The following is a 21,226-nucleotide window of genomic DNA, read 5'->3' as shown; positions in this document are numbered from 1 at the left end:
AACTCCACCACGTCGCCGTCCTGCATGATGTAGTGTTATGACTCCTTCAGGACTATTTGCCCATACATATTTTCAAGCTCTTCTCGATATTTCTGAGCCTCTTTTCCATCATTAGATAAACGTGATGCTATATGGAGGGGCGAAACAATATGAATGAAACAAATAATCTGCCTAATATGCTTTCTGAAATCTTCATCACTCAGAACCGGGAACAAAGAGAAATTATAGAACAACATCTGCGACGCAGAATGTGAATCCTGATGAATATAAGCATAGGACATAAAAGAATCCAAAAATTTATATTCCGTGCTATTTTCACCATAATAATTACAAATTTTCTCAATAGCTTTCCTATCCGATACACTACTAACCCCCAGCTCAAAGCGCAGGAAAGCTTCCCACACACGGCGAACTTCGTTTGGGGCAGGAATTTCAGCATCCTCTTTACCTACAGCAACCCCATACATTTTACCCAATATATTTTTATATTCATCAATACCATCAAATTTCACCTTTTTAAGGAGTTTATTTCCATCATTATTTGAGATTTCACAGCACTTTACCTTCTCGCCACCCAACCTGACTATTGCAATCTTCGACAATTCAATAGCCGTTTCAGGATCATGAGTCATAATTATTAATTTTGATTTAGACCCACTTTTTGACATCAAATTTATTATATAATCCAAAAGTCGAATGACGCCATATTTATTATCAAAATCAAAACTTGAGAGCGGGTCATCAAGCACAATAATTCGATCTTCTCTTAAAAATTCTTGAATACTGCCACACTTTTCACCATCCATCATCTGGGCGAAAAAATAACATAGCGATACAATATTCTGCTCTCCAGTAGATAGACTACTCGGATAAATCCTCCCATTTTCTTTAATGATTTCATACCCATTCTCTCCATAATTAACAGATATTACATTCCCCCCAAAAATAATAGACAGAAGAAAATTAATATTATCATTTGCTTTCTTTGTATCGTGCATAATACGAGGCATTTGAAGTTTTATCTGCTTTTGCTCAAAATTACGCTTTGCCGATGCAAGCCTCGAACTTATATGCTTCTGTTCTTCCTCGGACAACCCTTCCCACCATTTTAGAATGCTCTCCTTATTCTTATTTGTATAACCTATATTAGATTCAACAGCCCCTTCAGAAACAGCCCCTTCAGAAACAGCCCCTTCAGAAACAGAGGTACGATCTGGACGACTAAAATATTTATCAAGCATTCTAAAAATCCTCCAGGACTTCGCCTCTTTCTTAAACTCATCCATACGATTTTGTTTTCTATTAAAACCAGTAATTCTTCGATTCTGATTCAATCCATTTTTTAAGATATCCGATATAGTCTTACGCTCAACGATTTGAGTCACAAGAGCAAGAGCTTCCCCATCGCTCATTCGAAAATTTTCACCAATAAACCGCTCATCAAAAACATAAATATTTGAGCAATCACCCTCAAGCGGATTTCCATCCTTATCAAATAATTCCACATTTTTTCCATCACTGAGTGCACGGGCAATCGTTGATTTACCCGAACCATTTCCTCCAAGGACGATGGACACTTGAGCGTCATCAATAGTTAGGCCTCTTCTACTTACTCGGGTAAAAAATGGATATTCTTTCACACCGGCATATCCTGTATCAATTTTTATTTTTGATACTTTTGTTGCATCAACCATTTGTTCCTCCTAGAACTAATAAATTTCCTACGTTGAATAGATATAATAAAATCCCCTTGAGTATCAGTTCATCATAGATATAACTGTCTCAAGGGGATCTTATAACTTCACTGTTACTCAGATATTAATTTATTTAATTATTCCAAGTTTAGACGTTGAAGCGGAATTCCACCACGTCGCCGTCCTGCATGATGTAGTCCTTGCCCTCCATACGGACCTTACCGCGAGCTTTCGCCTCCGCCATGGAGCCAGCCTCATCCAGATCCTTGAAAGACACAACCTCAGCCTTAATGAAGCCGCGCTCAAAATCAGAGTGAATCACACCAGCAGCCTGCGGCGCAGTATCACCCTTATAAATAGTCCAGGCGCGAGCCTCCTTCGGGCCAGCAGTCAGGTAAGTCTGCAGGCCCAGAGTCGAGAAGCCCACGCGAGCCAGCTGGTCCAGGCCGGACTCATCCTGACCGTTCATCTCCAGCATCTCGCGAGCCTCCTCCTCAGACAGCTCCACCAGATCAGCCTCCAACTTCGCATCCAAGAACACAGCCTCAGCCGGCGCCACCATGTCACGCAGCTCCTGCTGCTTCTCCTCAGACGCCAGAATGCCCTCATCCGCGTTGAACACGTAAATGAACGGCTTAGCAGTCAGCAGGTTCAGCTCCTTCAGGTGAGCCAGCTCCAGCTTCGCGTCCTTCGCACGAGAAATGATGGTGTCACCATCCTCCAGGATCTTCTGCGCAGCCTTATAAGTCTCCAGCTGAGCGGCGTCACCCTTCTTAATCTTCACAGCCTTCTCCAGACGCGGAATAGCGTTCTCCAGAGTCTGCAGGTCAGCCAGAATCAGCTCAGTATTGATGGTCTCCATATCGGAGGCGGGGTCGACCTTGCCGTCCACGTGAATGACGTCCGGGTCATCAAACGCACGCACCACCTGCGCGATAGCGTGCGCCTCACGAATGTTCGCGAGGAACTTGTTACCCAGACCCTCACCCTCAGAAGCACCCTTCACAATACCCGCAATATCAACGAACGAAACAGTCGCAGGCAGAATACGCTCCGAACCAAAAATCTCAGCCAGACGGTTCAGACGCGCATCCGGCAGGTTCACCACGCCCACGTTCGGGTCAATGGTCGCGAACGGGTAGTTAGCCGCCAGCACAGTGTTGCCGGTCAGAGCGTTGAACAGGGTGGACTTGCCCACGTTAGGCAGGCCAACAATGCCGATAGTTAGAGCCACAAGTTTTCCTTCGAATCATGTGCCGCAATACGTTCCGGATGCGCCGCGTACGTGATACGGCGGGTGCGGGCGGGCACAGGGCGAAAATGGTGCCCGCTTCCAAGCGCGGCACCGTCGGTCTCAGGAAGAAACGGGTACGGGGCGCCTGCGGGCATAGACACTACCATTCTACCGTGTTCGCGCAGGAGCCGCCCTGAGTGCAGGGATAGGCACCGGTTAGGAGAAAGTGAAGGCGAAAAAACTGAGGCGAGGAAGCACCATCGCTCCCCCGCCCGAATTATTGAGAAGCAGCGAGTTAGAGCCAGCCGTTCTCCGTAGCGATACGCACCGCGTCCTGACGAGTCGACGCGCCCGTCTTCGCCATCGCCGCCGACAAATAATTACGCACCGTACCCGCCGACAAAAACAACGCCGACGCAATCTGCTGAGCCGTACCACCCGACGCCGCCTCACGCAGCACCTGCGCCTCACGCTCCGTCAACGGAGAAGCACCCGTCACCAAAGAATCCGCCGCCAACGACGGATCCACCACACGCAACCCCGCATGCACACGACGAATCGCCTCCGCCAGCTGGCGAGCACCCGTATCCTTCACTACGAAACCACTCGCACCAGCCTCCAACGCACGGCGCACATAGCCGGGGCGGCCAAACGTCGTCACAATCAGCGTACGCACCGGCTCACCCGACTCACTCAAAGCACCCGCATCACGTAGCGCCGCAGCCGCCTCAATACCATCAGCCAGCAAAGTACCGGGCATCTGCACATCCAACAGCACCACGTCCGGCTTCAACAGGGCGACAGCACCCAACACCTCATCACCGCTACCGACCTGACCCACAATCTGCAGGTCAACCTCTAGGCCCAGCAGGGCGGCAAGAGCCTCACGGATGAGCTGCTGATCGTCAGCGAGCAGAACACGAATCATGGGAGCCTCCCAGGGCTGAAGACGGAGTGATAACGGCGGGCGGAACAACCGTGTGAGGTTGTCTATCACCACCATACAGGGGCGGGTAGCTCCCCCGTCCAGGGCGCGGCGCCAAGTTCCACAATCTACAGCACCTATTTACAGCAGTGAGGTGTCGCCGTCCATGCTCACACGGATGCGCGTACCCACCCCACCGCCAGGGTTCTCCGCCAGCCACTGCTCGGGCGCCGCCTCAATCACCACGCTACCGCCGGACGCCGCCACACGCTGAGCCATACCCGTCAGGCCGTTACCGCGCGCATCGCCCACACCCACGCCGTTATCGAGGATGTCCAGACCGGTTGCGCTCAGACGTACCCGCGCCGCGTTCGCACCCGAGTGGCGCACCATGTTCGTGACCGCCTCACGCAGAACCCAGGAGAACAGCTTCGCGTTCACACCGGCCACCGCGAGCGCGTTCTGAGCCTCCGGCAGTTCGGCGCGAATACCGGCGGTCTGCAGGGCACGACCCGCACCCTCAATCTCACCCGAGAAGTCGGGCACACGCAGGCGCGTCACGGTTGAACGAACCTCCGCCAGGGATGCGCGGGACAGCTGCGCGATTGCTTCCATCTCGGCGCCAGCGCGGGCGGGGTCAATCTCCAGCAGGCGCTGCGCCAGCTCCGCTTTGAGGGTGATGACGGTCAGGGAGTGACCGAGCACGTCGTGCACGTCGCGGGCGATCTCTTCACGTTCCTCCGAGAGCGCCAGGGAGGCACGCGCTACATCCGCGCGTTCGCCCAGCTCAATCAGGTAGGAGAAGCCCAGCATACCCACCATAGGTGCACCGATAAAGAGGGCAATTCCGCCGCGCGCGGTGACGTCAAAGCCGATGCTCGCCATAAAAATTAGCCAGCAGACCAGGGCAATCGTCGCCGCCACGCCCAGGCGCAGGCGGTACGGGGCGATTGTGCCAAAAATCCAGAACGCCACAAAGTACATACTGAACGACAAGAACACCACATACGCCGACTCCACCCCTAGCGCCGTCAGGCCAGCTACAGGCAGTGCCATCAGCACCGTCCAGATGACGCTTCGACGCACCGTGGAGGTGACCGGCACCAGCCACGGCACCGCGTACGCCGAGCAGTTCACCACCGCGAACACCGCAATTAGCGCCACGCCAGTCCAGCGCACCGGCCCCAACTCCGGGGTGGTGAGGAAGCTGTCCAGCGGCATGAGCAGAAACACCAGCCACGGGGCACTAAAGCCCAGCGCCAGCCAGTTCACGTTGCCGCTGCGTTCGCGGTGGAGGAAGCGGAAGCGGTGCTTGCCCAGGGTGCGCTTCGCGGCGGAGGGTACCGCCTCGTTCTCCGTGTGGGGGTGTTCGTTCTCGTAGGAATGGGTGTGGGTGTGGGTTTCGGTCATGGTTCTAGCCTAACGTGCGGGTGCCGCGGGTGCAGATGCCACCGGTGCGGCGGTGTCAGTAGCGGCAGTGTTAGTAGGAGCAGCGTGAGTGGATACGGCTTCCGCCGCAGCCTCGGGAGCCCCTGATACTACGGAACCCTTGAGACTGCGGCGGGAAGAAGCATTTAGCGGCGGGTTGCGCGGCGCATCAGCAGGGCAGAAACACCCAGGAAGATCGCTGCCCACACTGCCAGGCTCACCACGGCGTACCAGAGCGGCTCGGTCACGAACCAGTCCTCACCACCCAGAATAATGGTCTGACCTGCGGCGAAGGGGTAGCGGGCAATCTCGGCGGCACCGTACAGCGGGGTGAAGCGGGCGTACTTCAGCAGGTCGGTGCTCAGCGGGGAGAACACGGTACCGAAGAAGCTCATAATCACCAGCAGACCGTTCGCAATGGACACGGCGTTCTCGTTACGAATCAGCAGGCCCATCATGATGCCGTAGAAGGCGAACACCAGACCGCACAGCACCGTCAGCGCGCCAGCGGCAAGCTGCTGGTTCACGGGGATTTCAACGCCGGTAAACATGCCCACAATGTTCACCGCAATCACCGGCACCGCAGAAATCACCAGGGCGGTCAGCGCCTTCGCGCCCAGGTACTTGCCGGTGGTCAGCGGGGTGAGCGCCAGTTGGCGGTTCCAGCCGCTGGACAGCTCAGCGACGGTGCTGCCGCTAATTGCCACGGTGTTCTGCACGGCGCCGTAGAGCGCCATGCCGATCATGACGTACGCTGCTACGTTGCCGTCGCCCATCGGCTGGGAGGAGTAGTCCTGCATCGCGCCGAAGAGCAGGAAGAAGACGATGGGCAGTGCCACGCCGAAGAAGAATCGGTCGGTCGAGAGGATAGAAGCGCGGATGTCGTAGAGTGCGTAGCGGAGCATGATGTTTTCCTTGAGGTGTGTAGCGGCGGCAGTGTGGCGTTTAGGTGGTGTGGCGTTTAGGCTTTGGTTGCCTTGGAGGCGGCGGCCTGCTCGGTCAACAGGGTGAAAGACTCATCCAGGGAGGGCTTGGTGACCTCCAGGTCGGTGATGCTGTAGTTGTTCAGCAGAGTGCGCAGTACCTGCTCAATCTCCAGCACGGAGATGCGGTGGCGGTACCCGCCGGACTCTTCGGTGACCTCGACCGGTACGTCCAGATCAGTGATGGGTGCGGGTGCGAGGAAGCTGAGGTGTCGGTGGCCGGTCAGGGCGCGAATCTCATCGGAGGAGCCGTCAGCGATGATGGAGCCGGATTCCATGAGCACGATGCGCTGGGCGAAGTTCTGGGCTTCTTCCAGGTAGTGCGTCGCAAAAAGAATGGTCGTTCCACGCTCGGCGATGGCTTCCATACGCTCCCAGAAGGTGCGGCGCGCGTTTACGTCCATGCCGGCGGTCGGCTCGTCCAGGATCAGCAGTTCCGGAGAGTGCATGGTCGCCAGGGCGTAACGCAGACGCTGCTGCTGACCGCCCGAGCACTTGCCGACCTTACGCTTCGCAATATCGGTCAGGTCTGCGTTGGCGAGTACCTCATCCACGTTGATGGGCTTGGGGTACAGTGCCGCAATCATCTCGACCGTAGCGCGAATCGTGAGGTCCTTGAGCAGACCACCGGTCTGCTGCACCGCACCGAGTAGACCGGCGCGTGCCGCCTCGGAGGCGCTGCGGCCAAAGACGCTCAGCTCGCCGCCGCTGGGCTGGGTCAGACCAAGGATCATGTCGATGAGGGTGGTCTTGCCTGCGCCGTTGGGGCCGAGCAGGGCGATGATTTCGCCGCGCTTGACGGTCAGGTCAATCGAGTCGACGGCTACCACGGTGCCTGCCGCGCGGGTGGAGAAAACCTGGCGGAGGGAGCGGGCGGAAATAACGGTTTCTGCGGTGTTGGGCTTGCTGTTCTGAAGTGCTGCGGTGTTCATGTTTCTATTACACCGCCGGTTTTCGCGCCGCTGCGGTACAGAGTGTCATGACCTGCACATGACAAATGTCATGAGTTCGCGGAGGGGCCGGTATGACGAGGCATTTTCAGCAGCGGAGGCGGTCACGCGAAGCGGGGGCTCCGTCCTCAAGGCGCTCAGCGCCGCAGAGGGGGCACTCCCCCGCGTAGCGTGACCGCGAAGCTGCCCAAGCATCCCTACCCGTACATCCCATGCAACACATGCAAAAACCCCGTGTCTTCTCCCCACACGGGAAAGAGGACACGGGGTCATAAGCTAAAAGTATTAGCGAGTGGGCTTTGCGCCGCGGCCACCGAGCTGGCGGCCTACGTTCTCGTCGTTCTTCAGAGCGGAACGCAACTCCTTCGGCAGGGAGAAGAGGATGTCTTCCTTCGCGGTCTCGACCTCTTCGATGGTGCTGTAGCCGTACTCGGCGAGCAGCGCCAGCACCTCCTGAACCAGAACCTCGGGCACGGACGCACCGGAGGTCAAGCCCACGGTTGCCACGCCTTCGAACCAGGACTCGTCCACCTGGTGTGCGAAGTCCACACGCTCGGCGCGCTTGGCACCGTATTCGAGGGCGACTTCCTTCAGACGCACGGAGTTCGAGGAGTTCGCCGAACCCACCACGATGACCAGGTCTGCGCGCGGAGCAATTTCCTTGATAGCGCCCTGGCGGTTGGAGGTTGCGTAGCAGATGTCGTCCGAGGGCGGATCCTGCAGGGACGGGAAACGCTCACGCAGACGCGCCACGGTTTCCAGGGTCTCGTCCACGGACAGGGTGGTCTGAGAAATCCACACAACCTTCTCGGGGTCGCGGACCGTTACCTGATCCACTTCCTCGGGCGAGTTCACGATCTGGATGTGCTCGGGCGCCTCACCGGCGGTACCCTCGACCTCTTCGTGGCCGGTGTGACCGATGAGCAGGATGTCGTAGTCCTGCTTGGCGAAGCGCACAGCCTCGCGGTGCACCTTGTTCACCAGCGGGCAGGTCGCGTCAATAGTATTCAGGGAGCGGTCGCCGGCTGCGGAAACCACCGCCGGGGACACGCCGTGCGCCGAGAACACGGTCACGGAACCTTCGGGAACTTCATCCACTTCATCAACGAAGATAGCGCCCTGCTTCTCCAGGGTCTCCACCACGTGGCGGTTGTGAACAATCTGCTTGCGCACGTAGACGGGCGCACCGTAGTGCTCCAGCGCCTTCTCAACAGCAATCACCGCACGGTCAACGCCGGCGCAGTAACCGCGCGGGGTGGCGAGCAGGACCTTCTTCTCGCCGTTGACGGGTGCGGCGGCTTCAACGTCGGCGCGGCTGCGGCGCTCGCGGGGTACGGGCGGCAGGCCCAGGGCAATAGTTTCAGTGGACATGGTTACTATCCTACGTTGTTCGGACTTTTAGTGTGTGATGACTGTGGCACCGCTCGCAGAGCTACGTCCCAGGGCGATGAGGCGAATCAGAATACCGATCAGCAGGGCGAGAATCGCCATGACCAGCCCGTAGCTTGCCGCCGCCTGCAAGTGCCCGGTCAGTGACGGTGCAAGCTGGTTCCATACCCCGGTAATCAGCGCCGTTCCGGCGGTGCTGTGGCTGGTAATTCCCAGGGATTCAGGGGTTTGGCCGCCGAACCAGGCTGCCGCGCCCCAGCCCAGCAGGGCGTAGAGCAGAGCCGTGAACACCGGCACCAGGATGCGGTGCCTGGGTGCCAGCAGCGTAGCCAGCAGCAGGCTCAGCACCGAAATGATGGTCAGCGGCATGGTGGACTTGCCCAGCGCGGCGGCACGGTTGATGCCGGCATGCAGGTACCATTCCTGCTGCTCCTGCTGGTTGTTGCCGTCCTTCAACCGGTCAATGTTGAGGGTTTCAGGGCCGAGCTTCGTCAGGTCCGGGTCGAAGGAGCCGATAGAGCCGACCTTCGCATCCAGTGCACGGTAGAAGGGGGTGAGCACAATGACGGCGGGGCCGTCCTGGTGTTCGAGGTTGTAGCGGCGAGTTTCCTCGGCTATTTCCTTCCAGAGGCTTCGATATTCTTCAGTTTTTGACAGCTCAGCCGCGGATCGGTTGAGCAGGGAACGTATGCCGTCTTGTGTCGGCTTTACAAGAATGGAGTATAAGCCGCTTTGTTTGGTGCCGTCGAGGAAGGTTGTCATAGCTTCGGAGTTCATGAGGTCTTCGACTGCACCGTCCGCGATGCGCGAGGCAAGCTGCGAGTCCTCCGCCAGGTTGGAGGAAATCTGCGAGAAACCGCGCTCTGACATGAGCTTGGAGTTCACCCAGGCACCCGCGGTTGCACCCAGACCGGTCACCAGGGCCAGGGCGCACAGCACAACGGTCAGGAACCTCCGCAAACCTGCCGCGAAGGGAGGTTCGGGGGCGGCCTGCAGTTCAGCCTTGGTGGGGGCTGCGGCGTGGCCGAGCGTGCGCGTGGGCTGTAGCAGAGTGGTATCTTCGTCCGCCGTATAGTAGCCGTCCGTGCGGGTAATCCGAGTATCGACGACTCGGGTCGCGTCCGCCGGGTAGTTTTGCGCGCCAGTACCCGCCGCTGACGAAGCCGCGGCGGTGTTGAGGGCGTTGTTCTGATGTGCTGACTGATCGGGTGAGCGCATGAGCCTAGGGTACCCGCTCACAGTGTTCAAAGCCGATTCAGACCCGCAGAATGCGCCAGAAGCTAAGTTCTGCCTGCACTGCGTGCAAGCTACCCGAGTCGCCAGGCTGACCTGTAAGCAGGCGCATAACCGACCAATCAGGGACAATAGAAGGTATGAACTTCTACAACCCCTCCGCAGTGCAACCGGCACCCGCACTGGTGGTGCCGCCCGTGCACGAGCGGCAGCTTCCCGGGAAGTCTCAGGAAACCACCGCCACCAACCCCTGGCCCCTCGCCCTGCTCGCGCAGAACCTCAAAAACTACGTAGACAAGGTTCCCGAGCTCTGGGTGGAGGCGCAGGTCGCCTCCCTCAATGGCCGCGGTGGCAACGTCTTCATGGAGCTCAAAGACCTCAATGAAGACTTCTCCTTCACCCTCGCGCTCTTCGGGCGTGCCGGTAGCGGCCTGGCGGCTGATGTGACCGTAGGCGCTCGCATCGTCACCCGCGCCAAGCCGAGCCTGTGGAAGAACGGCAAGCTCTCCCTCATCGGCAAGGAAGTGTACGCGGTCGGCACCGGCAACCTGCACGAGCAGCTGCAGCGTCTACGTGAAGCTCTCGCCGCTGAGGGGCTGTTCTCTGACGCGCGGAAGAAGCCGCTGCCCATGCTGCCGAATCGTGTGGGTCTGATTACCGGTCGCGATTCTGACGCGGAGAAGGACGTTATCCGCAACGCCTCCCTGCGTTGGCCCGGCGTGGTTTTCGAGGTGCGCAATACCCGCGTTCAGGGTGAGGGCGCGGCGGCTGAGGTCATTGCGGCTCTCGCCGAACTGGACGCCCACCCGGAAGTGGACGTCATCGTCATCGCCCGAGGCGGCGGCTCCTTCGAAGATCTGCTGCCTTTCTCTGAGGAGGCGCTCATCCGCGCCGTCGCGGCGGCCACCACCCCGGTGGTCTCGGCAATCGGTCACGAGGCGGACTCCCCCATCCTCGATGCGGTCGCCGATCTGCGCGCCTCCACCCCCACCGATGCGGGTAAGCGCATCGTGCCCGATATTTCGGAGGAAACCGCCCGCATCACCGAGGCGCGCGCCCGCCTGGACCGTGCGGTGCTCGGCTACGTGGGCATGCAGATGAACTACATTGCCCAGCTACGCAGCCGCCCGGTGCTCACCCACCCGGAGTCCTCCCTGCTCATGCGTGTGGAGGAGCTGAGCCAGCTGCGCGAGCGCGCCCACCGTTCGGTGCAGCACCGCCTGGAGCGTGAGTCGGCGACCCTGTCGCACACGTTGGCGCGGGTGCGTTCGCTCTCTCCTGCGCAGACGCTGAACCGCGGCTACTCCATCGTTCAGGATGCCGCGGGCGCTATTGTGCGTGACGCTTCGGCGCTGAGCGAGAGCGAGCAGATTACGGTGCGCGCGGCGACCGGTTCGGCGCAGGCGACCGTGACCTCCACGGATCCCTCGAACATCTCCTAAACCTCAATACCCCTAAAGTTTTACCCCAAGTTTTTACCTCTGAAAGGTTCCTCAATGAGCGAGAACATTAGCTTCAACAGCGCCGAGCTGGGCGCCCCCGTCGAAACCCTCGGCTACGAGCAGGCGCGCGCCGAGCTGGAGCAGGTCGTGCGCCAGCTGGAGTCCGGCGCCAGCGACCTGGAGACCTCTATCGCCCTGTGGGAGCGTGGCGAGGCGCTTGCCGCCCGCTGCGAGGCGTGGCTACAGGGCGCGCAGGAGCGACTGAACGCGGCACGCGGTGCACAGGCAGGCGCGCAGGGCGGTCAGGAGCCTGCGGCGAACTAGCACGCCCCTCCCGGTGTATCCGCAACTAAGCAAAATAGCCTGCCCCGCAGCTCATCAGAACTGCGGGACAGGCTATTTTTATCTATCGCGCAACAGATGCGGCTAGTGCTTCTGCTTGTAGTCAGCCATGAAGTTACCCAGGCGCTCCAGGGCGCTGGTGAGGGTCTGAGTATCGGGCAGGAACACCAGGCGGAAGTGGTCCGGGTCCTTCCAGTTGAACGCGCGGCCGTGGCTGAAGAGAATCTTCTGGCTCTTGAGCAGATCTAGGGCGAACTGCTCATCGTCGGTGATGTCGAAGCGCTCAATATCGATCTTCGGGAACAGGTAGAGCGCGCCGTCCGCGTTGGTGCAGCTGATGCCGTCAATCTCGTTGAGCATCTTGTGCGCCAGGGTACGCTGCTCGTACAGGCGGCCGCCGGGAACAATCAGCTCGTTAATGGACTGGTAGCCGCCGAGCGCGGTCTGGATTGCGTGCTGCGCCGGAACGTTGGAGCACAGGCGCATGGAGGCGAGCAGGTGAATACCCTCAAGGTAGCTTGAGGCGTCCTTCTTCGGGCCGGTGATAGCGACCCAGCCCGCACGGTAACCGCAGACGCGGTATGCCTTGGACAGACCGGAGAAGGTCAGGCAGAGCACGTCGTCGCCGGTTAGAGAAGCCATGTTGATGGCCTCAGCACCGTCGTAGGTGATCTTTTCGTAGATTTCGTCGGAGAACACGACCAGGCCGTGCTCGCGCGCCACATCCACAATCTGCTTGAGCACGGAGCGGGGGTAGACGGCACCGGTCGGGTTGTTCGGGTTAATAACCACAATGCCCTTGGTGCGCTCGGTAATCTTCGACTTGATGTCTTCAATGTCCGGGTACCAGTTGTTTTCCTCGTCGCAGAGGTAGTGCACGGGCTTGCCGCCGACCAGTGCGGTGGCTGCGGTCCACAGCGGGTAGTCGGGCATGGGGACCAGGATTTCGTCACCGGTCTCGCAGAGTGCCTGCAGGGTCATCGGAATCAGCTCAGACACACCGTTACCCAGGTAGATGGAGTCGGTGTCGAGGTTCATGATGCCGCGGTTCTGGTAGTGCTGCACAATGGCGGTACGTGCCGAGTAAAGGCCGCGGGAATCGGAGTAGCCCTGGGTTTCGGGCAGGTGACGAATGATATCCATCATGATGGCATCCGGCGCCTCAAAGCCGAAGGGTGCGGGGTTACCAATATTCAGTTTGAGGATGCGGTGACCCATCGCCTCCATGCGATTGGCCTCGTCCAGAATGGGGCCGCGGATGTCGTACAGGACGTTGCTCAACTTTGAGGACTGACGGTACTTCGTCATGATGCTTTACTTTCTAGGGTGATCCAAAATGAATTGTGCTGCGTCCTCATCAGCGATGGGGTTGGATCCGCTGGTCAGGCGCAACAGGAACGAGAGGTTACCCGTGTCTAATGTAGATGATACGCGGTTAATCGCCGTACGGGCGCTATCTGGCAGGGTACGACGGATAATGGGCACCAGCTGCTGCTGCAAAAGTGCCGCTGAGGGGTCTTCCAGGGTGACCAGGCGGTTATCGTCAATTGCCGAGTCGCAGCTGTGCAGCAGGGTCACCTGCACGGTGTCTGCGGTGAGGGCGTTGACGCGCTCGGCGGGGTCGTCCTGAATCTTCGGGTCGTGCACGCGGTAGTGGTAGAGGCTACGCAGGGAATCCACGCCGTAGGTGCCGCTGGAGTACCCGGTCGGAATGGAGAACGCCAAAGAAGACTGCACATCGCGCAGGTTTGCGAGGGAGTTGAGCTTGTGGCGGGCGCTCACGGCGCGGGTGGTGACCAGTACATCCTTGTTGGTGGCGTTAGCGCCGTTGAGGAGCATGAGCTCTTCGGGCAGGATGCGCGAGATGGCATTGGTCATGTCGGTGGTGCTCATGGCGCGCAGGTTGATGGGGTCTGCGGAGCGGGTGGAGCTTGCCGAGGGGCTTGCGGTGCCGTCTTCTGCCTGTGCGGAGGCGGCGCTCTCCGAGGCGGTGGGGGTGACGGTGGGCGCGGGCGGCAGGGTCACGCCGGCGGCTGCCGCGGAGGCACTCACGGAGGCGGCGATACGCTCGTTCTGCGCGGCGGCGGGGCTGATTTTGCCGTCGTCGGTCAGGTAGAGCAGTAGGTCGCCGCTGTAGTCGATGACCAGGTCCAACGCTTCAGGGGCGGCGGCAGTGGTGCTACCGGTTTCCTCATCGTCGGGCAGAGTAGCGGTAGGGGTGGCGGAGTTAGCCGAAGGAACCATGAGCCCGCGCAGGGCGGTAGCGCGGCTGTTGTCGGTGTCAACAAGTTCAACGGAGTAGCCAATCTGTCGCAGGGCGCGCGCGTACACGTGCGCTACGGCGCGCATTTCACGCAGAGCACCGTAGCCGATGCGCAGAGTGCCGTAGCTGGACGCGGAAGGGTCCACCTGCGGGGTTGCGTCATTATTCCCGCAAGCGGCAAGTAGCGGCATGAGCGCCAGGGAGGTGAGCGCCGCACGGCGGGTGAGGATCAGTCGGTTCATTAGGAGAGCTTCCGTGCGTTTTCGTCGGCAAGAAATTCGCGGTATTCGCGCGCCCAGCTGGCGGCGTTGGAGTAACCCATCATGGAGGCAACCTCATCGATGAGAGTGCCATAGCGGATGGTATCCAGCTCTGCGATGGGCACCCAGCGTGCCGTGTCGGAGGAGCCGTTGACCTCGTGGCGCAGTTCGCCGGTAACAATGTGGGCGCGGAAAACCACCCGCAGGGCGCAGAAAGGCAGCGCCTGCGGGTCCTTCTGGGTCGAGCGCACGGGGAAGTGTCCGGCGTGTACGCCCAGAATATCTTCAATGGCGACGCTGTAGCCGGTCTCTTCGAGGGTTTCCCTCAGCGCGGTTTCGTCAGCCTGCTCACCGGGTTCCATGCCGCCACCGGGCAGGGACCAGAGGGGGCTGAGCGTGCGGTCTTCGGGCACCCAACGAGTCATGAGCAGCTTGCCCTGCTCGATGATGACTGCGTAGGCTGCGGGTCGGGTTTCCATTGCTAATGCCATGGTTTGATTTTACCGTCTATCGTTCTTTAGCGTTTCTTGCCGCGGCGTGCGCTGGCGGCTTTGGCGGACTGTCGAGCGTGCTGGCGTGCGTTGCCGTTTTTCTTGGCGTTGGCGCGCTTCTTATCGCGTGCTTCGCGGCGTGCGTTGGCGGCTCGTGCCTTCGCTTTTGCCTTTGCCTTTTCGGCGGCGACGCGTTCGGCGCGTGCCTGTCGGGTTTCGCTACCGCGGTCGCTGGTTGCGGTGCGTCCGCGCACAATACCGATGAAGTCCTGCAGGAGCGCCTCGAGCTCTTCACTGCGCGGCTCGCCCTTGGGGGCGCGCGGCCACACCAGGTGCACCGGGTAGGTGTCCAGACCCGCGACCGGGCGGTAGGTGAGGTCCTTGCGGTGGTAGAAACGCGCAATGGACATGGGCACAATGTACAGACCCACACCGGCGGCAACCAGCTCGATGGTTTCTTTATCGGTCAGACCTTCGGGCACGATGCGGCCGGCACTCTCACGCCATGCGCGGGAGACTTCTTCATAGGCAGGAATATCGGAGGCGGGCTGCAGCAGGAACTCTTCGGCAAGCTCCTCCACGGGCACCTCATCAAGCACGGTGAGCACATGGTCCACGGGCAGAATGACCACGGGCAACTCCTCGTAGAGGCGGATGCTGTGGTACTTATCGCCGTCGGCGCTTGCCGGTTCGCGGTCCGGGCGCACAATGCTCATGTGCGCGAAGGGGTTCTCGGGCACCTCAACGACGGGTACCGGGGCGTGCTCGACAGCCTCGGCGGGCGCCTCGGCAGCGTTTTCTCCTTCTGCCGCCGATTCAAGGGCAGGGTCAATCAGGCACAAATCCTGGTGCAGGGAGTCCAGGCCGCGTGCCTCACGCACGGGCACCTCCGCCAGCTGCACGCGGTCGCCGTAACGCTCGTGCCAGCGGTTGAACCATTTGCCGGGCATAATCGCGGGCACGTAGCTAATGCGCAGCATGGAACGCTGAAGCACGGGAATGGGCAGAGCCTCCGGGGTCTGGATCATCGCCAGCTGTTCGGGGTGCAGGTACACGCGTGAAGGCGCCTCGGCGGGCGCTTCGGTTCCTACCTCGTCGGTAGCGTTTTCGGGCGCGCTCGACTCGGCATTGGGCTCGGTGAGAGCATGTTCGTTGATGGGCTGCTCTTCGGGGGTACCTGCGGTGGAGGATGCGGTAGAAGTCATCCCTCCACGCTAGCACAGATTAGGAGCGGGCATTAAGGTCGGTAAACACCCATCCCGTGACGGTAGGGGCGGTGCTGCTGGGGCGCTGTGCCCTGCGGTGAAAGAGAGGTCCCCTCCCCCGTTCGCGGAGAGAGGCTGAGGTTAAGAGAGGTTGAGGCTAAGAGGGTTAGTGCTCGGCAACGTCCTCAACGGGTTCGCGGTTAATACGGCGTTCGCGGATCTGGGCGGCGACCACCAGTACCGTAACCACAACGGCGAGGGCGACGGGGAACATCCACGGTTCCAGGCCGAGCGCGGCAAGCAGCGCAAAACCGAAGCTGGTGTAGATGCACGCCCACATGAAGGTTCCGGCGAGCATGGCGGGCACCCAGCGGCGCAGCGGCATTTTCGTGAAGCCGGTCGTGATGATGACGGCGGTCTGCAGGCCCACAGTCAAAAAGCAGAGGGGCACGGCGATAACGCCCCACCGGTTGATGAAGGCGCGGGCCTTGCGGTAGAGCGGGCTGTTCATCGCGTTGCGGATGCGGTCGAGGCGGGCACCGCCTTCAGCAGCAAGCGCACCAAGAGCGTACACGATGCTGGTGCGGACAATGCCGACCACCCACATGAAGAGTAGGGCAACCTCAAACGGAAGTGTGTTAAACCATTCTTTCACCCGGATATTCTCTCACGGACCAGCAATATTGACCCGCTTCGAGGCTTCTTGTTCAGGTACCGGAGGGGCTCAAAAATTTTTTTAAACTTTTTTCATGGAAGGGTATCGCCCCGTTTCGCCTGCAATGGCGCGGATTTCACTTAGGTCAGCCTTAGTTTATTGACGAAATGTCGCTATTTTCGGTTTGTAACACCCAAAGAAATTAGGTTATATTTTTATTACCGAATAGGGCAGGCCTTGTGGGAAGGCCTTCCTAATCGGTCTAGAAGACTTTCTTCCTGTGTGTGATGCTGGAAAAGGAACCCCATGGACGGGGTTCCTTTTCTTTTTAACTGCTCCCCCCCCCCCCAGGCATGCAAAACCCCGACAGTGTGAACTGTCGGGGTTTATGTGTATCTAGAGCAAAATCTACTTCTTACCCTGGTTCTTGTCCTGGCGGTGCAGTGCACTCAGCGGCTTGGGCAGCTGAACCGGGTTCCAGGTGTTGCTCACCGCCTCAAAGGAGGAGCCAGCACCGGGGTGATGGTTCGTCGAACGAACACCACCGGTTACCGTAGCACCGGTCGAGAGCACCGGATCGTTCAACGAGGCAATATCCAGAGCATCGAACTCGGAATCATCCAGGACGTCCGGCAGAGGAATCTCTTCGGGAATCGGCTGAGCAGCAGGAGCCTGGGGTGCCTGGCGGACGGGCGAACCGTCACGCAGAGCCTGGCGAGCCACCGACTGAGCCGGCTGAATAGCCGACTGCTGTGCGGGAGCCTGCTGAACAGGAGCAGGTTGCGCGGGCTGAGGTGCTACCGGCTGAGTAGGAGCAACAGGTGCCTGAGCGGACTGTGCAGGCTGAGCGGGCTGCGCAGACGGCACGGACTGAATGCGCTGGGGCTGAACAGGCTGGGACTGTACGGGCTGGCTCGGAGCTACCGGAGCCTGCTCTACCCGCTGAGGCTGTGCCGCAGTACGCGGTGCACCGGAGGAAGTAGCGGAACCGCTCTCCTGATCAAAGAGCACGCTACCGCGGCGAATCGGTTGGAATCGACTCGGACGCTGCTGGCGACGCTCCTGACGGTGTGCGACGGGCGCCTCCGCCGCGCGGGCAGAACGGGCAGGTACGGCACGAGAAGAATGAGCAGGTGCCGCAGCAGGCGCTTCCGCACGAGGAGCCGCCTCGGGACCCTCATCGGAGGACTCCACCGCGATGTGCGCGCGGCTCGGGCGTGCCGCCTCGCGGTTCACACCGTGTACAGACTTGCGGGTAGTAGCCTCACGGGTGGCGGGGCGAGCATGATGTGCAGGCTCTTCAGCAACTTCAGGCTCCACACCCTCAGCCGCCGAGTCCTCTACAGGTTCAGAAGCATCATCGCCGGCTTCTTCATGTTCATCGGATTCTTCGTAGGCTTCGTCCTCAGCTTCGTCATCCTCATCATCTTCTGCCTTAGCTTGGCGTGCATCGCGGCTCGCCTTGACCTGGTTAGCAACAGACTCCAGCAGACCAAAACGGCTCACAGCCCATGCACCGCCGGCAAGAATCAGCAAGAGAACAGCCCAGCCCCACGCCAGCACACCAAAGAGCGCCAGAAGACCGGTAACCAGGGCAAGAACACCCAGACCGGCAGCAACCAGCAGGGCAATACCGCTCGGGCTCGAAGTATCAAAGTAGGACAGAGGCGAGGGCTTTGCGTCCTCCACGACCGGAATCTCGTCCGTGTACGGGGCAGTCGGGGAAGATTCGCGAATCTGCGAAATAGAAGCCGTATCGGGCGCAGGCTGGGCGGATTCCTCCACCGTGTGGGAGGAACGGGAAGACGCCTGCGGAAGAGCGGAAGAGGGTAGGGAGGTGCCCGGCGCCACCGCATGATCGGAGGACTGGTACGCCTCCGACTCATTCAGCAGCACACCCGCGGAGGCGAGAATATCCTCTGCAGTACGCTCAGCGCTAATCAGGGGACGCTCGGGTTCCATGGCAGGACCAGCGGGCGCGCGACGCAGGCTCCTGGGCACAAACCACAGCAGCAAAATCACGGTCAGAATTACCAACACACCGGAGGTGTTCAAAAGCGTCATATTCAGGTCGCCCTCTATCGTCCCTTTATCCCTAGACTTTAATCATACCCTTATATTCCCAATGCTTTCCATAAGCGGCAAGAATCGGGCTGGATATGCACATATACCCCTGAAGGAATATGCACACTACAACGTCGTCGCGTCCCTGCACAAGGCACACCCTGGGCCCTCGCCCAGTAGCACCCCAAGCACATAATAGACACATACGACGCAAAGGAAGGCGCCCTCCCTTGGGGCTAAAACGCCCCACCGGAAAGAACGCCTTCCTCAGCGTGGTTGGTATTTATCGGTTGCCCTCTTTAGAGAGCGGGTGCAGAGTAATTAGCAGTTCTCTGCAACAAAGTCCTTCAGCCATGCGCGCAGGTCGTCACCGAACTCGGGGCGCTCAGCAGCAAGAATAACGTTTGCCTTCAGGTAGGACAGCTTGTCACCGGTGTCGAAACGGCGGCCGGAGAAGACCACACCGTAGACACCTTCGCCTTCACCCTCACCCTGAGCCAGAGTCTGCAGAGCGTCGGTCAGCTGAATCTCGCCGCCGCGGCCCGGAGCGGTGTTCTCCAGAACCTCGAAGACCTTCGGGCTCAGAACGTAACGGCCAATCACAGCGTAGTTCGAGGGAGCCTCATCAGCAGCGGGCTTCTCAACCAGACCGGTGATCTTGACGAAACCGTCCTCGCCTTCAACAGCCTCAATAGCAGCTGCACCGTAAGCGGAAATAGCCTCGCGGGGAACCTCCATCAGAGCAACGACGGAACCGCCGGTGCGCTCCTGGACCTCCACCATGCGAGCGAGCAGGTCTTCCTTCTCGTCAATCAGGTCATCGCCGAGCAGAACAGCGAATGCTTCGTCACCAACGTGGCGCTTTGCGCGCAGAACAGCGTGGCCCAGACCCTTGGGGTCGCCCTGACGCACGTAGTGCAGGTCGCCACCCATCTCATTGGTAGCTACCACGGATGCGAGTAGGGCGTCCTTACCCTGCTCAGCGAGCTGCTGCTCCAGAACGGGAACGCGGTCGAAGTGATCCTCGAGAGCGCGCTTGTTACGGCCGGTAATCATCAGAACGTCGTTCAGACCGGCACGGATTGCTTCCTCCACCACGTACTGAATCGCGGGGCGATCAACGACGGGGAGCATTTCCTTGGGGGTTGCCTTCGTTGCGGGCAGGAATCGGGTGCCCAGACCAGCAGCAGGAATAACTGCCTTAGTAACAGACTTAATTTCAGTAGCCATGCCACAAGAATACCCTAAGTTGTAAAGTACTTAAGGCGATTTATAGACACTATGACATGAAAAAATCTTCAACGTGACTAACTACATATCCACAGCGGCCCATTCTTCGGTGTGCAAAGAAAATGCACCCCACAGAACTCAGCACTATTTTTCTCAAACCCTATACTAAAAAGTGGAATCCACATCCCCGCAGATATAGGTCAATTTTCACCACCCACCAGGGCAGTTTTACCCTGCGCACGGATACCTCTCAGCATAGAGTGAACGCACCTTACTTCCTACGGGACGCGCCACTCCCCGACCCTTCACACAAGACCCGCAACGACGATGGGACACACCATGCACCTCAACACAACCCCCGCCACCAGCAACTCCGACGCCGGTGCCAGCGCAGACGATATCTCCCTAGACAAAGACATTCTCCGCTCCCAAATCCGCCCGCGCCGCCTCACCGCACGCAGCCACCGCGGCGAACACGGACAGCAACATCTGACTGACCTTTTCACCCACCACATTCTCGAGGCGGTTGCGCAGCGGGTCCACTCCCCCGGTACCATTGCGGCGTATCTGCCCACCAAATCTGAGCCGCCCATTGTCCAAGCACTAAACGCTCTCCATGAGCAGGGACACCGCATCCTCGTGCCCGTCGTACGCCCCGGTCGCAAACTCGCCTGGGTGCACTGGGACCCCACCGTTGAGCATCCGCTCAGCCCCATGGGCATCCCCGAACCCGAAGGCGAAGAACAGGACGAACGCGCCTTCGTCGACGCCGACCTGCGCCTCATCCCCGCACTCGCCTTTGATGCCGGCGGGCACCGCCTCGGTCAGGGAGGCGGCTACTACGACCGCATTATTCCCCTGCTCAGCGCACAACAGCTGGAGGAGCAGAGCATCGGTATCGTCTTCAGCGACGAAATCTACGAGGCTGTCCCCTACGACCAGTGGGATGCTATTCTGCCGATACTCCTCACCGAGCAGGGTATCTACCGCACCCGTTAGCAGGTCTAAAAGTACCCGATTCTCTCGTGCCCACTTCACGCTTGATTGACACCCCGAATCTTTATGCAAAAGCACAAAGATATGCGGGACACACCCACAAAATCACCCAAGAAAAAGGCAAAAAGAAACCAGAAATAGCTTTTTGAGAAGAAAACGCAAATAGCTCCCAACGTTTCAAAAGCGGTACACTCAAACCACGTTAATAAACCATCCCAGCGAAAACGGATACAGAAGGACAAAATGCCGGTCTACGTTTACCAGTGCAAGAATTGCAACCACGTCTTTGAACAGCGCCAGTCCTTTAGCGACGATGCGCTGCGCGTCTGCCCGCAGTGCGGCGAAGAAACCCTGCGCAAGCGCTACAACACCGTCGGCGTGACCTTCAAGGGTTCCGGCTTCTACAGCACCGACAAGGGCAACTCCTAAACGGGGTTCCACA

The 21,226-nt window shown here is 59.3% G+C and carries 19 protein-coding genes; 4 read left to right on the top strand and 15 right to left on the bottom strand.

The window, feature by feature from the left end:
- Positions 1-35 precede the first annotated feature (35 nt).
- The 8 genes from AB8C10_RS09010 to AB8C10_RS08975 all read right to left on the bottom strand — a co-directional run bounded on the left by AB8C10_RS09010 (position 36) and on the right by AB8C10_RS08975 (position 9,821).
- Positions 36-1,694 carry an AAA family ATPase gene (locus AB8C10_RS09010; RefSeq protein ID WP_368867527.1) on the bottom strand — a complete coding sequence of 553 codons (1,659 nt, stop codon included), beginning with the start codon at positions 1,692-1,694 and terminating at the stop codon, positions 36-38.
- A 148-nt stretch (positions 1,695-1,842) separates the two neighbouring features.
- Positions 1,843-2,928, bottom strand: a complete 1,086-nt coding sequence (ychF, locus tag AB8C10_RS09005; RefSeq protein ID WP_005505132.1) for a redox-regulated ATPase YchF — start codon at positions 2,926-2,928, stop codon at positions 1,843-1,845.
- Between the two features lie 295 nt (positions 2,929-3,223).
- A complete protein-coding gene (locus AB8C10_RS09000) occupies positions 3,224-3,856 on the bottom strand; it encodes a response regulator transcription factor (RefSeq protein ID WP_005505116.1) in 633 nt (210 codons plus the stop codon).
- 138 nt (positions 3,857-3,994) lie between these two features.
- Complete coding sequence (locus AB8C10_RS08995) at positions 3,995-5,263, bottom strand: sensor histidine kinase (RefSeq protein WP_368867526.1); 1,269 nt, start codon at positions 5,261-5,263, stop codon at positions 3,995-3,997.
- Positions 5,264-5,427: 164 nt separating this feature from the next.
- Positions 5,428-6,186, bottom strand: a complete 759-nt coding sequence (locus AB8C10_RS08990) for an ABC transporter permease (protein WP_368867525.1) — start codon at positions 6,184-6,186, stop codon at positions 5,428-5,430.
- A gap of 56 nt (positions 6,187-6,242) precedes the next feature.
- A complete protein-coding gene (locus AB8C10_RS08985) occupies positions 6,243-7,196 on the bottom strand; it encodes an ABC transporter ATP-binding protein (RefSeq protein ID WP_368867524.1) in 954 nt (317 codons plus the stop codon).
- 303 nt (positions 7,197-7,499) lie between these two features.
- Positions 7,500-8,585: a 4-hydroxy-3-methylbut-2-enyl diphosphate reductase gene (locus AB8C10_RS08980; protein WP_314360247.1), complete on the bottom strand. Its 1,086-nt coding sequence runs from the start codon at positions 8,583-8,585 to the stop codon at positions 7,500-7,502.
- 27 nt (positions 8,586-8,612) lie between these two features.
- Positions 8,613-9,821 carry a dehydrogenase gene (locus tag AB8C10_RS08975; RefSeq protein WP_368867523.1) on the bottom strand — a complete coding sequence of 403 codons (1,209 nt, stop codon included), beginning with the start codon at positions 9,819-9,821 and terminating at the stop codon, positions 8,613-8,615.
- Between the two features lie 155 nt (positions 9,822-9,976).
- Here AB8C10_RS08975 and xseA point away from each other — a divergent pair, with 155 nt between their 5' ends.
- Complete coding sequence (gene xseA / locus AB8C10_RS08970; RefSeq protein WP_368867522.1) at positions 9,977-11,278, top strand: exodeoxyribonuclease VII large subunit; 1,302 nt, start codon at positions 9,977-9,979, stop codon at positions 11,276-11,278.
- Positions 11,279-11,332: 54 nt separating this feature from the next.
- Positions 11,333-11,602, top strand: coding sequence for an exodeoxyribonuclease VII small subunit (locus AB8C10_RS08965; RefSeq protein WP_070846840.1), 270 nt, complete (start codon positions 11,333-11,335; stop codon positions 11,600-11,602).
- A gap of 102 nt (positions 11,603-11,704) precedes the next feature.
- Here AB8C10_RS08965 and AB8C10_RS08960 read toward each other — a convergent pair whose 3' ends face one another.
- The 7 genes from AB8C10_RS08960 to galU all read right to left on the bottom strand — a co-directional run bounded on the left by AB8C10_RS08960 (position 11,705) and on the right by galU (position 19,788).
- Positions 11,705-12,928 (bottom strand): pyridoxal phosphate-dependent aminotransferase, encoded by a 1,224-nt coding sequence (locus tag AB8C10_RS08960; RefSeq protein WP_368867521.1) that lies wholly within the window; start codon positions 12,926-12,928, stop codon positions 11,705-11,707.
- 6 nt (positions 12,929-12,934) lie between these two features.
- The gene (locus AB8C10_RS08955) at positions 12,935-14,125 is read right to left on the bottom strand and encodes a glycine betaine ABC transporter substrate-binding protein (RefSeq protein ID WP_368867520.1); all 1,191 of its coding nucleotides are present in this window, start codon (positions 14,123-14,125) and stop codon (positions 12,935-12,937) included.
- On the bottom strand, positions 14,125-14,634 hold the full coding sequence (locus tag AB8C10_RS08950; protein WP_368867519.1) for an NUDIX domain-containing protein: 510 nt from the start codon (positions 14,632-14,634) through the stop codon (positions 14,125-14,127). Before AB8C10_RS08950 ends, AB8C10_RS08955 begins: the two co-directional genes overlap by 1 nt.
- 26 nt (positions 14,635-14,660) lie before the next feature.
- Complete coding sequence (locus tag AB8C10_RS08945; protein WP_368867518.1) at positions 14,661-15,839, bottom strand: LysR substrate-binding domain-containing protein; 1,179 nt, start codon at positions 15,837-15,839, stop codon at positions 14,661-14,663.
- A gap of 166 nt (positions 15,840-16,005) precedes the next feature.
- Complete coding sequence (locus AB8C10_RS08940) at positions 16,006-16,494, bottom strand: DedA family protein (RefSeq protein WP_368867517.1); 489 nt, start codon at positions 16,492-16,494, stop codon at positions 16,006-16,008.
- Positions 16,495-16,902: 408 nt separating this feature from the next.
- Positions 16,903-18,558 (bottom strand): hypothetical protein, encoded by a 1,656-nt coding sequence (locus AB8C10_RS08935; RefSeq protein WP_368867516.1) that lies wholly within the window; start codon positions 18,556-18,558, stop codon positions 16,903-16,905.
- Between the two features lie 321 nt (positions 18,559-18,879).
- Positions 18,880-19,788, bottom strand: a complete 909-nt coding sequence (gene galU, locus AB8C10_RS08930) for a UTP--glucose-1-phosphate uridylyltransferase GalU (protein WP_005508447.1) — start codon at positions 19,786-19,788, stop codon at positions 18,880-18,882.
- A 339-nt stretch (positions 19,789-20,127) separates the two neighbouring features.
- Here galU and AB8C10_RS08925 point away from each other — a divergent pair, with 339 nt between their 5' ends.
- Complete coding sequence (locus tag AB8C10_RS08925; RefSeq protein WP_368867515.1) at positions 20,128-20,787, top strand: 5-formyltetrahydrofolate cyclo-ligase; 660 nt, start codon at positions 20,128-20,130, stop codon at positions 20,785-20,787.
- A gap of 240 nt (positions 20,788-21,027) precedes the next feature.
- The gene (locus AB8C10_RS08920; protein WP_005505091.1) at positions 21,028-21,213 is read left to right on the top strand and encodes an FmdB family zinc ribbon protein; all 186 of its coding nucleotides are present in this window, start codon (positions 21,028-21,030) and stop codon (positions 21,211-21,213) included.
- Positions 21,214-21,226: the final 13 nt, after the last annotated feature.

It is taken from the genome of Rothia mucilaginosa (assembly GCF_964210535.1).
Classification (GTDB): Bacteria; Actinomycetota; Actinomycetes; order Actinomycetales; family Micrococcaceae; genus Rothia; species Rothia mucilaginosa_F.
The sequence above is the reverse complement of the archived record's forward strand: the minus strand, read 5'-3'. Positions and strand labels throughout refer to the sequence as shown.

Excerpts from the sequence above, each read along its gene's own strand:
- AB8C10_RS09010 (WP_368867527.1), bottom strand. The coding sequence starts at position 1,694 with ATGGTTGATGCAACAAAAGTATCAAAAATAAAAATTGATACAGGATAT.
- AB8C10_RS09000 (WP_005505116.1), bottom strand. The coding sequence starts at position 3,856 with ATGATTCGTGTTCTGCTCGCTGACGATCAGCAGCTCATCCGTGAGGCT.
- AB8C10_RS08995 (WP_368867526.1), bottom strand. The coding sequence starts at position 5,263 with ATGACCGAAACCCACACCCACACCCATTCCTACGAGAACGAACACCCC.
- AB8C10_RS08990 (WP_368867525.1), bottom strand. The coding sequence starts at position 6,186 with ATGCTCCGCTACGCACTCTACGACATCCGCGCTTCTATCCTCTCGACC.
- AB8C10_RS08985 (WP_368867524.1), bottom strand. The coding sequence starts at position 7,196 with ATGAACACCGCAGCACTTCAGAACAGCAAGCCCAACACCGCAGAAACC.
- AB8C10_RS08980 (WP_314360247.1), bottom strand. The coding sequence starts at position 8,585 with ATGTCCACTGAAACTATTGCCCTGGGCCTGCCGCCCGTACCCCGCGAG.
- AB8C10_RS08975 (WP_368867523.1), bottom strand. The coding sequence starts at position 9,821 with ATGCGCTCACCCGATCAGTCAGCACATCAGAACAACGCCCTCAACACC.
- xseA (WP_368867522.1), top strand. The coding sequence starts at position 9,977 with ATGAACTTCTACAACCCCTCCGCAGTGCAACCGGCACCCGCACTGGTG.
- AB8C10_RS08965 (WP_070846840.1), top strand. The coding sequence starts at position 11,333 with ATGAGCGAGAACATTAGCTTCAACAGCGCCGAGCTGGGCGCCCCCGTC.
- AB8C10_RS08960 (WP_368867521.1), bottom strand. The coding sequence starts at position 12,928 with ATGACGAAGTACCGTCAGTCCTCAAAGTTGAGCAACGTCCTGTACGAC.
- AB8C10_RS08955 (WP_368867520.1), bottom strand. The coding sequence starts at position 14,125 with ATGAACCGACTGATCCTCACCCGCCGTGCGGCGCTCACCTCCCTGGCG.
- AB8C10_RS08950 (WP_368867519.1), bottom strand. The coding sequence starts at position 14,634 with ATGGCATTAGCAATGGAAACCCGACCCGCAGCCTACGCAGTCATCATC.
- AB8C10_RS08945 (WP_368867518.1), bottom strand. The coding sequence starts at position 15,839 with ATGACTTCTACCGCATCCTCCACCGCAGGTACCCCCGAAGAGCAGCCC.
- AB8C10_RS08935 (WP_368867516.1), bottom strand. The coding sequence starts at position 18,558 with ATGACGCTTTTGAACACCTCCGGTGTGTTGGTAATTCTGACCGTGATT.
- galU (WP_005508447.1), bottom strand. The coding sequence starts at position 19,788 with ATGGCTACTGAAATTAAGTCTGTTACTAAGGCAGTTATTCCTGCTGCT.
- AB8C10_RS08925 (WP_368867515.1), top strand. The coding sequence starts at position 20,128 with ATGCACCTCAACACAACCCCCGCCACCAGCAACTCCGACGCCGGTGCC.
- AB8C10_RS08920 (WP_005505091.1), top strand. The coding sequence starts at position 21,028 with ATGCCGGTCTACGTTTACCAGTGCAAGAATTGCAACCACGTCTTTGAA.